This window comes from Streptomyces sp. GL_140, assembly GCF_057834465.1.
Map to the genome: position 1 here is coordinate 4,972,559 of NZ_CM174404.1, position 12,472 is coordinate 4,985,030.

Here is a 12,472-nt window from a genome sequence, read left to right on the forward strand (position 1 = left end):
CGGCGCAGGGCCCGGCTCCCCTCCACAGGGGGCCGGGCCCTGTCGCGTGGGGACTCAGTGCGAGTGCGCCGGGTGGGTGGGGGCGACGGAGGACTTCGGGCAGGCCAGGGCCGGGTTCGGGTTCCAGTTGTGGAAGCGGCCGGCCGGGTTGTCCTCGTAGGCCCACATGTGGAGGTCGTAGTGCTTGGGCATGCCCGTCCAGTGTCCCGGCATCGGGCCGTCGAAGGGGAGGCCGAACATGCTCGGGCGGTCGTCCGTGGTCTTCAGGTCCTGGTCCCGGTCGGCGGACATCCACTCCACCGTCTGGAGCTTGCGGCGGCCCTTGTGGTCCTTGGCGGTGCTGTAGAGGAGTGCCGTCGGCTTCGCGGGGTCCAGCAGACCCCAGTTGGAATCCTTCACGTAGTGGTAGCCCATGGAACCCACCCCGAAGGGGTTGGTCATGCACTCCATGCCGTGCGGGACGTACCCGTCCTTGATCGCCTCCCGCTCGTCCACGTACTTGGCGGTCACTGCCACCGCCGTGGCCATGTCGCGCATCGCCTGCGCGTTGCGCGGATCGGGCGCCGGACCGTCCACGGCCTGTGCCGAGGGGACGGCCGCCAGTGCGAGGGACACGGCGGCCGCGCAGGTCAGTACGGTCTTCAGGTGACGGGCGGTCATGGCACTCCTCGCGGTGGGGGTACGGGGCTACGGGCCTCCCGGGTTCCGTCCGACCAGCCTCTCGGCCCGCGCCGCCGCCCGCACGCGGGCCGCGCCCAATGGGGGAGCGGCCCGCGGGAGTCAGCCCCGCGGGGACATCGCCCGTCCGGCGTACGCGCGCACCTCCGCGTCCGGGTCGGAGGTCGCCCCGGCCAGGGCCGTACGGGCCTCCCGCGCGTCCCGGTGGCGGAGCAGCGCGAGCACCGCCGCCTTGCGGACGGCCGCCCCGCGCGGGGCCTGCAGGACGGCAGCGGAGTGCGCGTCGGCGTTGACCGCCTCCAGGGTGATCTCGGCGTGGCCCAGCGGCTGCCCGGTCAGGGTCTCCAGCGGCCGGAAGACGTCGGTGTTCTCCAGGTCGCAGCCGATCAGGTCCGCGCCGATGTCCAGGGGGACGTACGTGAGGTCCAGCGAGAGCGGCAGCCCGTTCAGTCCCTGGAGCCGGTCGAGGCCGTGCGGGTACTTGGCGCAGACGATCACGGTTCCGACGCCCGGCCGGCGTTCGACGAGCTGTTCGCCGCGCAGCAGGTCGAGGGCCTGGCGGACGGCGGGGTGGGGGAAAGATCCGCCACCCCGCCGAAGCGGGCCGTCCCAGCCTGTGGACTAGCGGGTGCCCACGATGCGGCCGGTGACCTCGCCGAGGCCGACGCGGGCGCCGTCGGCGCCCGGGGCCCAGGCGGTGAGTGTGACGGTGTCCCCGTCCTCGAGGAAGGTGCGCTTGCCGTCGGCGAGTTCGATGGCGTCGCGGCCGTTCCAGGTGAGCTCCAGCAGCGAGCCGCGCTGGTCGGTGTCCGGGCCGCTGACGGTGCCCGATCCGTACACGTCGCCGGTGCGCACGGAGGCGCCGTTGACGGTCATGTGGGCCAGCTGCTGGGCGGCGGTCCAGTACATCGACGCGAACGGCGGCCGGGCCACCTCCTGCCCGTTGATGGAGACGGTGATGTGCAGGTCGAAGCCGCCGGGGCGGTCGGCGCCGGAGTCGTCGAGGTAGGGCAGGAGCGGGAAGTCGCGGGCGGGCGGGGCGACCCGGGCCGCGTCCAGGGCCTCCAGCGGGGTGACCCAGGCGGAGACGGAGGTGGCGAAGGACTTGCCGAGGAAGGGGCCGAGCGGCACGTACTCCCAGGCCTGGATGTCGCGCGCGGACCAGTCGTTGAGCAGGAACAGTCCGAAGACGTGGTCCTCGAACTCGCCCAGGGCCACCGGGCTGCCCATCTTGGAGGGGGTGCCCACGACGAAGCCGACCTCGGCCTCGATGTCGAGCTTCACGGAGGGACCGAAGACGGGCGCCGGGTCGGCGGGCGCCTTGCGCTGGCCGGAGGGGCGTACGACGTCCGTCCCGGACACGACGATCGTGCCCGACCGGCCGTGGTAACCGATGGGCAGGTGCTTCCAGTTGGGGGTCAGTGCGTCCCCATCCGGGCGGAAGATCTTCCCGACGTTCGTCGCGTGGTGCTCGCTCGCGTAGAAGTCGACGTAGTCGGCGACCTCGTACGGCAGGTGGAGGGTGACTTCGTCGAGCGGCAGCAGGTGCGGCTCCACGGAGGGCCGGTGGCCGGGGTCGGTGACCCAGGCGGTCAGCGCGCGGCGCACGTCGCGCCAGGCGGTGCGGCCGGCCGCGAGCAGCGGGTTGAGCGAGGGCTGCCCGAGCAGCGCGGCGTACGGGGATCCGAGCGCGGCCGCGGCCGCCCCGGCGTCGAGCACGTGCCCGCCGATGCGGACACCGATCCGGCGCCGCTTCTCCCCGGCGGTGGAGAACACGCCGTAGGGGAGGTTGTGCGGCCCGAACGGGTCGCCCTCGGGAACATCGAGGGGGCTCTGCTGCGGCATGGGGTTCTGCCTCGCTTTCGGCGCGGTCCGGGGGTGTCCCGGGAGCTGCTTGACAGGTTAAGGGGATGGTGGGGCTGGTGGGAGGGCGGATTCGCGCAATTTGTAAGACTTGTCCCTCGAGGTCCGTATCCTTGTACGCGTGACTTCCGCCCTCCCCTATGCACTCGTGGCCACCGATCTGGACGGGACCCTGCTGTGTGCCGGGGACACCGTCTCGACCCGCTCCCGCGCCGCACTCGCCACCGCCCGCGCGGCGGGGGCCCGGCACATCATCGTGACGGGCCGACCAGTACCGCAGGTCCGCCATGTCCTGGACGGCCTCGGCTACACGGGGCTCGCGGTGTGCGGACAGGGCGCACAGGTCTACGACGCGGGGGCCGGACGGCTGCTGCACTCCGTGGCCATGGACCGGGAACTGGCCGAGGTCGCCCTCGGGAAGATCGAGGCGGAGGTCGGCGAGGTCTTCGCGGCCGTCAACCAGGAGGGCCTCGGCGCCGAGATGCTGATGGGTCCGGGCTACAAGATGTGGCACCCGCACCTGCCGACGATCCGGGTGGCCCGGCGGGCCGACCTCTGGTCCTCCCCGATCAACAAGGTGCTGCTCCAGCACTCCCACCTGTCCGACGACGAACTGACGGCCGTGGCCCGGGGCGTCGTCGGGGACCTCGTCAACGTCACCATGGCCGGGGAGCACACGGTCGAGCTCCAGCCGCCGGGCATCGACAAGGCGGGCGGCCTCGCGGTGGCGGCGGAACTCCTGGGCGTGGCGGGGTCCGGGACGATCGCCTTCGGCGACATGCCGAACGACGTCCCGATGTTCGAGTGGTCGGCCTACGGGGTCGCCATGGCCGGCGCCCACCGTGAACTCCTGGCCGTGGCCGACGAGGTCACCCTCTCGAACGAGGACGACGGCATCGCGGTGGTCCTGGAACGCCTCTTCGGCTGACCGCCGCCTCAGGGAGCCGGGTCCGCGACCTCCCAGGCGTGGCCGCCGGGGTGGGCCAGGTACTGGCCGCAGCCCCCGCCGCCGGGCCCGTCGACCACCGGGCAGTCCGGGAGCGCGAGCACCGCGTCCGCGCCGGGTCCGCCCCAGCGGGCCCACAGGGCGGCTCCGGGCGGGCCCTCGTGCAGGGCGTCCATGTGGGGGCCGGTGTGCCGGCCGAGGGCGCAGCGCAGCTCGGTGCCCGCCCCGACCACCTCCCGCAGCGAGCCGGGGCACAGCCGGGCGAGTCCGTCCAGGTGCACGGAGGACAGGGCGCCGACCGCTCCGCACGCCGCGGCCCGGCCGCTCACCCGGTCCCGCCCCGGCCGACGGCCCGCGCGAACGCCTCGTACGCGGCGACCCGCTCGGCGGCCCGGCGGGCCAGGGCCGCGTCCAGCAGGCTCCGGAACCGCGCCCGGTAGGCGGGGTCCGACTCGATGCGGCGCAGTTCGGCCGCCGTGGTGTCCCTCACAGCAGCCCCTCCGCGCTCCGGGCGTTGCGCCGGGCGGTCTCCGCGCGGAGCCGCTCCATCGGGTCGGCGGGCCGCACGTCGCGCGGCTCCGCCTCCCACTCCGGCCCGCCGCGCACGGGCCGCAGGGCCCAGTACGGGCCGACGAGGCCCCGGAACTCCCCGACGCGGTCGTCGCGGCTGGTGTCCACCACGAGGGTTCCGGGGGCGGGGGGAGGGGGAATGGGCATTCCACGCATGGCCGTGCCTCTCCGTAGTGGATGCACTACTCGGTGGGTTCAGCGTGGCCCGGCCGTGGGGACAGTTCAACTTGCCAGTACGGAACGGAAAGTTGGTCACGAGTCGGTGAATCGCAAGGAGTTGAACCCCGAGGCGGGCCCCGAAGCGGCGTTCGGAGCGCGTCTGCGCAGCTCACGAGAGGAGCGGGGGTGGAAGCAGGAAGAGCTGGGCGAACGGATGGGCTACTCGAGTACGCACATCTCGGCGGTGGAAACCGGGCGCAAGATTTCGACTCTGCGTTTCTCGCGCAGTGCGGATTCCGTCTTCGGCACGGCGGGAACGGAGGACACGTTCGAACGCCAGTGGCGCGAGATCCGCCACGGGGTCCTGCTGGAGGGCTTCCCCGAGTTCCTCGGGTACGAGAGCAGGGCTGTGGAGATCCGGCTCTACGAGGTCGGCGTCATACCGGGACTGCTCCAGACGCCGCAGTACGCCACGGTGCTCGCCGAGAGCGCCGTCAAGCGCGGGGCCAGCACCCCGGACCAGGCGGCCGAACGCATCGCGATCGTCGCGGACCGGCAGGAGGTGCTGCTGCGGACCCCGCCGCCGCTGGTCCTCGCGGTGCTGGACGAGAGCTGCATCCGGCGGCCGCTGGGCGGACCCGAGGTCATGCGGGAGCAGTTCACACGGTTGCTGGAGTTCGCGGAACAGCCGAACACCGTCCTTCAGATCGCACCGTTCGACATGGGCGAGCGGCGGCCGTTCAACCTGCCCCTCTACATCCTGACGCTGCCGGACCGGTCGATCATGTCCTACGCGGAATCGGCCCAACGGGGCCATCTGGAGCGGGACAACAACACGGTGGTGCCTCTGCTGACGGCCTACCATCAACTTCAGGCCGAGGCATGCACCCAGGCGGCATCCGTGGCCATGATCGATCAGCTGCGAAAGGGCACCTCGTGACGACCGAATCCCCCCGCTGGTTCACCTCCTCCTACAGCGACAACGGCGGCGCGTGCGTCGAGGTGGCCACCAACCTCGTCGCTTCGCGCGGTGTCGTACCCGTCCGGGACTCGAAGCTCTCCCAGAGCCCGGTCCTGGAGGTTCCGGCCACCGCGTTCGCGGCTTTCGTGGACGGCATCAAGGCACTCTGACCGCCTGCCGGGGCCCCGGCGTCGTACCCGGGGCCCGGCCGGAGGTCGTCAGACCGCCGCGCGGGGGATGCGCCGTTCCCACGTGCGGTGGAAGAGGACCTCGTCGCCCTCCCGGCAGACGACCTCGTTGGTGGTCGTGAAGCCGCCCTCGTCGCACGCGATTTCCGAGCGCGTGATCACCGAGACGTCCCAGCCCAGCTCCGGCCGGTGCAGCCGCACGGTCCAGTCCGAGTGGGTGCGCGCCGACAGCGGATCGCCGTCCTGGATCTCGTAGACCTCCCGCGCGTCCTCGCTGAACTCCAGCCCGTCCGGATACACCCGCGTGCCGCCGTACCGGGGGTCGACCTCCAGGCGCCACAGGCCCCGCGCGACGTCCCGTACGACGAGCCGTTCCGGCCTCTGCCCGTCCAGGGTCTCGGGGTAGGAGACCCCCAGCGGCGGCGACTGCTCCGGGGCCTCGAAGAGGATCGGTTCGCCGTCCGACGAGGGGTCGCGGACCGGGAGTTCCACCGCGCTGCCCGCCGGGTCCAGGATCCAGCCGTGTTCGGAGCCGGCCCGGGGCCAGATCCACGGCCAGTAGGCGGAGGACAGGGCCAGGCGGATGCGGTGTCCCGGCGGGAAGGAGTGGCCGATGCCGTTCAGTTCGAAGTGGACGTCCTCGTACGAGCCCACCGGCCAGGGGGCCGCCTTCTCCCGGCCCTGGCGCGCGGACAGGTTGAGCACGCCCCGGGTGACCAGCGTCGAGGAGCCGTCCGGAGCCACGTCGCAGAGGCGGGCGACGACCTGCCCGTACGGCACGTCCATGCGCAGCCGCAGCCGCACCACCGGGCGGCCCAGGATCTCCACCGGGCCGGAGCCGGCGACCGGGAATTCGAAGCAGGCCGACTTCGCGTCCTCCTCCCGCTGGTCCGGCGGCAGGTCGGCGTCGTTGCCGAAGGGGAAGAAGCGGCCGGCGTCCATGCCAGTGTGCTGCGGGGAGGCCACGATCACCGGGGAGCCCTGGAAGGCGTAGGTCACCGGGTCCACGTTCGGCGAGGGCCAGGACGGGTCGCCGACCCACCGGCCGGGCAGGGTCTCGTAGGTGGTGGCGGGCGGGTGCGATTCGGAGATCCAGGAGCGGAGCAGGGGTTCGGCCATGACGCCGGTGTTTTTGTCCTTGAGCCAGTGGTCCCACCAGCGCAGGGTCTCCTGGAGGAAGCCGATGGCGGGTCCCGGCGGCAGCCCCCGGTCCGGGTACTGGTGCGACCAGGGGCCGATCAGGCCGCGCACCCGGTCGGCGGGCAGGGCGGAGACCAGGCGCAGCACGGTGTCGCGGTAGGGGTCGTGCCAGCCGCCCACCGCGAGGACGGCCGCGCCGATCGCGCCGTAGTCCTCGCACACCGAGCCGTGGCGCCAGTACTCGTCGCGGGTCTGGTGGGAGAGCCAGGTGTGGAGGAGGGGTTCGACCGCGCCGAGGCGCGAGAGCCACTGGTTGCGCCAGCCTTCGCCCGCGTAGAGCGGGTCCGGCGGGCGGGCCGTGAAGGCGAGCATGGTCGCCGCCCAGGCGTGCATGTCCACGGCGAGCAGCGAGCCGCCCATGTAGTGCACGTCGTTGTCGAAGCGGTCGTCCGTGGAGCAGACGGTGACCACCGCCTTGAGCGCCTGGGGGGCCAGCGCTGCGATCTGGAGGCTGTTGAAGCCGCCCCAGGAGATCCCGAACATCCCCACCGAGCCCGTGCACCAGGGTTGTGCGGCGAGCCACTCCACCACTGTGACCCCGTCGGCGAGCTCCCGGGCGTCGTACTCGTCGCCCGGGTCGCCGCCGCTGCACCCGTGGCCGCGCACGTCGACCCGTACGGAGGCGTAGCCGTGGCCCGCGTACCAGGGGTGGCGCTGCCAGTCGCGCGGGGCCGTCCAGTCGGTGAGGCGGTACGGGAGGTACTCCAGCAGGGCCGGTACTGGCTCGTCGGTCACCGGGCGCCAGATGCGGGCGTACAGCTCGGTGCCGTCCCGCATGGGGATCCGGACGTCCTCGTGGGTGGTCCCGTAGGGGAAATCGGTACGGATGATCATCGGGGATGTCTCGCCAATCGCCTCGGGACGGTCAGTGGACGGGGTGCATCGTGCGCTTGAGCCAGGGCGCGGCGGCGATCACGGCCAGGCCCACGGCCACGGCGATGGCGCCGTTGACGCCGAAGTAGACGGGGTTGGAGACGTGCCCGTAGACCTTGACCACCTGCGCCTGGATGCCGTTGGCCAGGGCCAGCGAGAGGAACCACAGCGCCATCGTCTGGCTGGCGAAGGCCTTCGGGGCGAGCTTGGTGGTGGCCGACATGCCCGAGGTCTCCAGCAGGACGTCGCCGAGTCCGAGCAGCAGGTAGGAGCCGATGATCCACCAGGCGGCCATCTTGTACGCGTCCCCGCCGTGCCCCGAGGTCGGGATGACCATCAGCAGGAAGGAGAGGCCGCCCAGGATCACGCCGATGGCGATCTTGTTGGAGGAGTGCGGCTGGCGGGGGCCCATCCTGACCCACAGCGCGGCCACCACGGGGGCGAGGAGCACTTCGAACGCGCCGAGCGCGGAGGCGTACCAGCCCGCCGGGAAGGTGAACCCGAGGATCTCGGTGCGGGCGTTCGTCGAGGCGAGCAGCATCATCGTCGAGTACGCCTGGAAGAGGATGAAGTTGAAGGCGACCGAGGCCAGGAAGAGCACCACGTACGGGCGCAGTCGCCCCCGCTCCTCGGACGTCACCCGGTCGCTGCGGAACATCACCGCGAAGTAGACGATCGGCGCGATCACCGAGATCAGGGTCAGCAGGTCGACGAAACGGCCCATCGTCAACCAGCCGAGTACCGCCAGAAGAGTGGCGAGCACGGCGAATGCCAGGATCCCGCCGACGATCTTCCACACGGCCGATCGCATCGCGTCGGGGGCCAGCGCGAACTCCGCGGAGTGCTTGCGCCCGGCCAGGTGGCGGCGGCCGGCGACGTACTGGATCAGGCCCGCGGTCATGCCGATGGCGGCGGCGGAGAAGCCCCAGTGCCAGCCCTTGTGGTCGCCGAGCCAGGCGGTGATCAGCGGGCCGGCGAAGGCGCCGATGTTGATGCCCATGTAATAGAGAGCGAAGCCGGCGTCGCGCCGCTGGTCGTCCGTCGCGTAGAGCTTGCCGACCATGCTGGCCACGTTCGGCTTGAGCAGGCCCGTGCCGGCGCTGATCAGGCCGAGGCCCACCCAGGTCATGGCGGCGGTCGGCACGGCCATGGCGTAGTGGCCGCAGGCGATCAGGATGCCGCCCCACAGCACGGCGCGGTAGGAACCGAGGATCCGGTCGGCGAGCCATCCACCGGCGACGGAGACGAGGTAGACCATGGTCCCGTAGGCCGCCGAGACGGAGGCCGCGGTGGCGGGGTTCATCCCCAGGCCGCCGTTGGCCACCGTGTCCGCGAAGTAGAGGACGAGGATGGCCTGCATGCCCAGGAACGAGAAGCGCTCCCAGACCTCCAGTCCGGAGAGCGTGGCGAGGCCCCGGGGGTGTCCGAGGAAGGCGTGGTCGTCGCCGGGCGGCGGCTGGTCGGCCTCCGGGTCCGGAAGCTCGTCTATTTCGGTCGCAGTTCTGGACAAAACGCATTCTCCGGTTGTTTCGGCTTCTCAAGAACATACCGGGGTGGATCGGGCGGTGCGCGTGCGGTGGCCGGGCAGGCGCCCTGGGTGATCGAAAACAGACCGGATACGCTGGCTTGAGTGATGGCAGCGACACATCGACAATCCATGTGATCGTCAACGTGATCGTCAGCAGACAGGAGTACCCCTCGTGACCGTCGTCGGGCCGTTCGGACTGAGCGTGCGGGACCAGGCTCTTGAGACCGATGTCCAGGCCGGACTGGCCGCCGTCGAGGCGGGTCTGCTGGAAGCCACCAAGAGCGAAGTCCCCTTCATTACCGAGGCCGCACAGCACCTCGTGCGCGCCGGAGGCAAGCGGTTCAGGCCGCTCCTGGTGATGCTCGCCTCCCGATTCGGCGATCCCTACTCGCCCGGAATCGTGCCCTCCGCCGTCGTCGTGGAGCTCACCCACCTCGCGACGCTCTACCACGACGACGTCATGGACGAGGCGGACGTGCGCCGCGGCGTGGACAGCGCCAACGCCCGCTGGGGCAACTCCGTGGCCGTCCTGACGGGTGATTTCCTCTTCGCCCGCGCCTCGCACATCCTGGCGGACCTCGGGCCCGAGGCCGTACGGATCCAGGCCGAGGCCTTCGAGCGGCTGGTGACGGGCCAGATCCTGGAGACGGCCGGTCCGCGCGACGGCCGCGACCCCGTCGACCACTACCTGGACGTCATGGCCGGCAAGACCAGCTCGCTGGTCGCCGTCTCCTGCCGCTTCGGCGCGCTGATGTCCGGCGCCGACGAGATGGTCGTCGACATCCTCACCCAGTACGGGGAGCGCCTCGGCCTCGCCTTCCAGCTGGCCGACGACGTCCTCGACATCGCCTCCGACTCGCACGAGTCCGGCAAGACCCCGGGCACCGACCTGCGCGAGGGCATCCCGACGCTGCCCGTGCTGCGGCTGCGCGAGATGGCCGCCCGCGACGGCAACCCGGACGACCTGGACCTCGTAAAGCTCCTGGACGGCGATCTCACGGACGACACCCTGCACGCCGAGGCGCTGGCGCGGCTGCGGGTCCACCCGGCCCTGGAGCAGGCCCGCAGGGACACCGTCCAGTACGCGGAGGAGGCGCGGGCCATGCTGGCCCCGCTGCCCGAGTGCTTCGCGAAGTCGGCCCTGGTGGAGCTGTGCGACGCCGTGGTGCACCGCGCGGGCTGACGCGCGACGGCCGCGTCGGATTCGGCCGAAGGACCTGGGCGAGGGCCCGGCGTCCCCTACGGGTAGGGGACGCCGGGCCCTCGCTCTGTCATCCCTGGGGCGTACGCGCAGTTGGCTCCCGGGGCTGACGCATTGAGCCCCCCGCTTTGGTCAGATAGAGGCACATCCCCACCAGATCGGGTGAGAGTGGCGGCACGGGGTGGAAGTGGTCGTGCATGTCGACTGCATGCAAGACGGATAGGTCGCCGCCGTACACACAGAGGTAGGGCAGACAGACATGGCAACGAACGCAAAGACCCGCAAGGCCGCTCGGTACGCCGTACCGGTCGCGGTGTTCGGAGTGGTCGCCGGCACGATCGCGATGGTTCCGGCCTTCGCGAACTCCGGTGGCCCCGACCTTCCGAAGGTGACTGCCCAGCAGCTCATCGAGAAGATCGCCGCCTCGGACGTCGAGCAGCTGTCCGGCAGCGCCAAGATCAGCACCGACCTGGGGCTGCCGTCGCTGACGTCCGGGCTGCTCGGCGGCCTCGGCGGCGGCTCGGGCGTCACGGGGGGCTCCGCCGACCCGCAGGACAAGATCGCGCAGCTCGCCAACGGCACCCACACCTTCCGGGTGGCCGCCGACGGTCCGGACCAGCAGAAGCTCACCTTCGTCGACGGCAAGGACGAGTACACGCTCGTCCACAACGGCGACGACGTGTGGGGATACGACTCCAAGTCCAACGAGGCCTTCCACGAGAAGGCCCCGGCCGAGGCGGGCAAGGGCGGCAAGGGAGACAAGAGCTCCGAGCGCAAGACCGGCGACCGGCTCGCCGCGTCCCCGCAGGAGGTCGCCCAGGAGGTCCTCAAGGCCGCCGGACCGACCACGGACATCGGGGTCGGCGACACGGCCCAGGTGGCCGGGCGCGACGCCTACCAGCTGGTCCTGAAGCCGAAGGCCTCCGGCTCCACCATCTCCTCGGTGAAGATCGCGGTGGACGCGAAGAACGGCGTGCCGCTGCGGGTGCAGGTGCTCTCCACCGACGGCGGCAAGCCGATCCTGGACGCCGGCTTCACCAAGGTGGACTTCGCCAAGCCCGCCGCCGACACCTTCGCCTTCACCCCGCCCAAGGGCGCCAAGGTGAACGAGGGCGGCGCCGGTGACCACGCCAAGGGCGAGGGCAAGGACGGCAAGGACGGCCACGACAAGGGGCTGGGCGCCCTGGGCGCCGTCCCCGGCCTCGACGGCCTGCTGGGCGGAGCCGAGGGAGGCAAGGGCGAGACGAAGGTGCTCGGCGAGGGCTGGACCTCCATCGCCCGCATCGACACCGGCCAGACCAAGGGTCTGACCGAGCTGGAGAACAAGGCCAAGGACAAGGACGCCCCGAAGGAGGCCAAGCAGTTCCTCGACGCCCTCGGGGACAAGGTCTCCGGGAAGTTCGGCGAGGGCCGCGTCTTCAAGACCCGCGTGGTCAACGCGCTGATCACGGACGACGGCAAGGTCTACATCGGCGCGGTCACCAAGGACGCGCTGGTGAAGGCGGCCGACGCCAACAAGTAGGCGTAGCGCGCGAAGTGCCGAAGGGTGGGCGGGGACTGTGTCCCTGCCCACCCTTCTGCCGTTCCGGCCCTGTGTACAGCGGCCCCGCTGTACCGTGAAACGCATGTCGAGACACGTCACCATCCGCCTGGAAGAAGAGTTCCACGAACGCCTGAAGGCGCGCGCGGCGGCCCTGGGCACGACGGTCACCGCGCTGATCACCGAAGTCACGGAACGCGAGCTCGACGAGGACCGGAAGAACTTCCTGTCCGGGATCGAGGAGTTCGCCGACCACTGGGGCTACTTCCAGGAGCGGTTCGGGCATTGAAGATCACCATGGAATGGGCCTGGACGGCTCTGGCCCACCACCTCCCGTCCGATCCCGCCGTGTGGGATCCCTCCGGAGTGGCCGCCGCCGTCGCACGTCACCAGAACGACCTCGTCCTGGTCCCCGAACAGCCCGCCCCGGACACCGCGTGGCGGGCCGCCGCGTTTTTGCACACCCTCGCGGTGTGCCCGGCGCTGGAATCCCCGATGAACGAGTTCTACGCCGCCGCCGCGACCCGCTCGTACCTGCGCGTGGCCGGGGCCAAGCAGCTGCCGTCGCCCGAGGAGCTGGGCGATCTGGTGGAGGCCGCGAAGCTGGGGCACGCCGATGTCGCGGCGGTCGCCGAAGAACTGCGGGCCCGCATCCAGGAGCCCTTGTCGGCCTCGCTAGGGGGCCTCGCGCAGGACTCGTAGGGCGCCCGGAAGGGCCCCGGCGTGATCGGGTCGGATCACGCCGGAGCCCTGGAGGACCGGATC

The 12,472-nt window shown here is 71.4% G+C and carries 14 protein-coding genes and 1 pseudogene; 7 read left to right on the forward strand and 8 right to left on the reverse strand.

Annotation, left to right across the window (positions count from 1 at the left end; all coding sequences use genetic code 11):
* Positions 1-54: 54 nt before the first annotated feature.
* From AC3IYJ_RS23110 to fahA, 3 genes and pseudogenes are all read right to left on the reverse strand, one after another.
* The gene (locus AC3IYJ_RS23110; RefSeq protein WP_489396680.1) at positions 55-660 is read right to left on the reverse strand and encodes a hypothetical protein; all 606 of its coding nucleotides are present in this window, start codon (positions 658-660) and stop codon (positions 55-57) included.
* A 255-nt stretch (positions 661-915) separates the two neighbouring features.
* Positions 916-1,242: pseudogene (locus tag AC3IYJ_RS23115) on the reverse strand (UTRA domain-containing protein); the annotation flags it as partial.
* Between the two features lie 57 nt (positions 1,243-1,299).
* The gene (fahA, locus tag AC3IYJ_RS23120; protein ID WP_489396681.1) at positions 1,300-2,523 is read right to left on the reverse strand and encodes a fumarylacetoacetase; all 1,224 of its coding nucleotides are present in this window, start codon (positions 2,521-2,523) and stop codon (positions 1,300-1,302) included.
* A gap of 139 nt (positions 2,524-2,662) precedes the next feature.
* On the opposite strand from fahA, the gene AC3IYJ_RS23125 reads away from it, so the two are divergent.
* Positions 2,663-3,469 (forward strand): HAD family hydrolase, encoded by an 807-nt coding sequence (locus tag AC3IYJ_RS23125; protein WP_489396682.1) that lies wholly within the window; start codon positions 2,663-2,665, stop codon positions 3,467-3,469.
* Positions 3,470-3,477: 8 nt separating this feature from the next.
* Here the strand turns inward: AC3IYJ_RS23125 and AC3IYJ_RS23130 are convergent, their stop codons facing one another.
* The 3 genes from AC3IYJ_RS23130 to AC3IYJ_RS23140 are packed head-to-tail and all read right to left on the reverse strand — an operon-like array spanning position 3,478 to position 4,213.
* On the reverse strand, positions 3,478-3,816 hold the full coding sequence (locus AC3IYJ_RS23130) for a hypothetical protein (protein WP_489396683.1): 339 nt from the start codon (positions 3,814-3,816) through the stop codon (positions 3,478-3,480).
* A complete protein-coding gene (locus AC3IYJ_RS23135; RefSeq protein WP_489396684.1) occupies positions 3,813-3,977 on the reverse strand; it encodes a hypothetical protein in 165 nt (54 codons plus the stop codon). The genes AC3IYJ_RS23130 and AC3IYJ_RS23135 overlap by 4 nt, the downstream gene beginning before the upstream one ends.
* Positions 3,974-4,213: a hypothetical protein gene (locus tag AC3IYJ_RS23140; protein ID WP_489396685.1), complete on the reverse strand. Its 240-nt coding sequence runs from the start codon at positions 4,211-4,213 to the stop codon at positions 3,974-3,976. The genes AC3IYJ_RS23135 and AC3IYJ_RS23140 overlap by 4 nt, the downstream gene beginning before the upstream one ends.
* Positions 4,214-4,319: 106 nt before the next feature.
* On the opposite strand from AC3IYJ_RS23140, the gene AC3IYJ_RS23145 reads away from it, so the two are divergent.
* Complete coding sequence (locus tag AC3IYJ_RS23145; protein WP_489396686.1) at positions 4,320-5,156, forward strand: helix-turn-helix domain-containing protein; 837 nt, start codon at positions 4,320-4,322, stop codon at positions 5,154-5,156.
* Positions 5,153-5,347: a DUF397 domain-containing protein gene (locus AC3IYJ_RS23150; protein WP_489396687.1), complete on the forward strand. Its 195-nt coding sequence runs from the start codon at positions 5,153-5,155 to the stop codon at positions 5,345-5,347. Before AC3IYJ_RS23145 ends, AC3IYJ_RS23150 begins: the two co-directional genes overlap by 4 nt.
* A gap of 48 nt (positions 5,348-5,395) precedes the next feature.
* Here AC3IYJ_RS23150 and AC3IYJ_RS23155 read toward each other — a convergent pair whose 3' ends face one another.
* Both AC3IYJ_RS23155 and AC3IYJ_RS23160 read right to left on the reverse strand, forming a co-directional pair.
* Positions 5,396-7,399 (reverse strand): CocE/NonD family hydrolase, encoded by a 2,004-nt coding sequence (locus AC3IYJ_RS23155; RefSeq protein WP_489396688.1) that lies wholly within the window; start codon positions 7,397-7,399, stop codon positions 5,396-5,398.
* 31 nt (positions 7,400-7,430) lie between these two features.
* Entirely contained in the window at positions 7,431-8,948 is a 1,518-nt protein-coding gene (locus AC3IYJ_RS23160) for a peptide MFS transporter (protein ID WP_489396689.1), read from the reverse strand.
* Between the two features lie 190 nt (positions 8,949-9,138).
* Between AC3IYJ_RS23160 and AC3IYJ_RS23165 the strand changes: the two genes are divergently transcribed.
* The 4 genes from AC3IYJ_RS23165 to AC3IYJ_RS23180 all read left to right on the forward strand — a co-directional run bounded on the left by AC3IYJ_RS23165 (position 9,139) and on the right by AC3IYJ_RS23180 (position 12,409).
* The gene (locus AC3IYJ_RS23165; RefSeq protein WP_489396690.1) at positions 9,139-10,149 is read left to right on the forward strand and encodes a polyprenyl synthetase family protein; all 1,011 of its coding nucleotides are present in this window, start codon (positions 9,139-9,141) and stop codon (positions 10,147-10,149) included.
* Between the two features lie 277 nt (positions 10,150-10,426).
* Positions 10,427-11,689, forward strand: a complete 1,263-nt coding sequence (locus AC3IYJ_RS23170) for a LolA family protein (protein ID WP_489396691.1) — start codon at positions 10,427-10,429, stop codon at positions 11,687-11,689.
* A gap of 103 nt (positions 11,690-11,792) precedes the next feature.
* A complete protein-coding gene (locus AC3IYJ_RS23175; RefSeq protein WP_239516343.1) occupies positions 11,793-11,996 on the forward strand; it encodes a ribbon-helix-helix domain-containing protein in 204 nt (67 codons plus the stop codon).
* The gene (locus tag AC3IYJ_RS23180) at positions 11,993-12,409 is read left to right on the forward strand and encodes a hypothetical protein (RefSeq protein ID WP_489396692.1); all 417 of its coding nucleotides are present in this window, start codon (positions 11,993-11,995) and stop codon (positions 12,407-12,409) included. Before AC3IYJ_RS23175 ends, AC3IYJ_RS23180 begins: the two co-directional genes overlap by 4 nt.
* Positions 12,410-12,472: the final 63 nt, after the last annotated feature.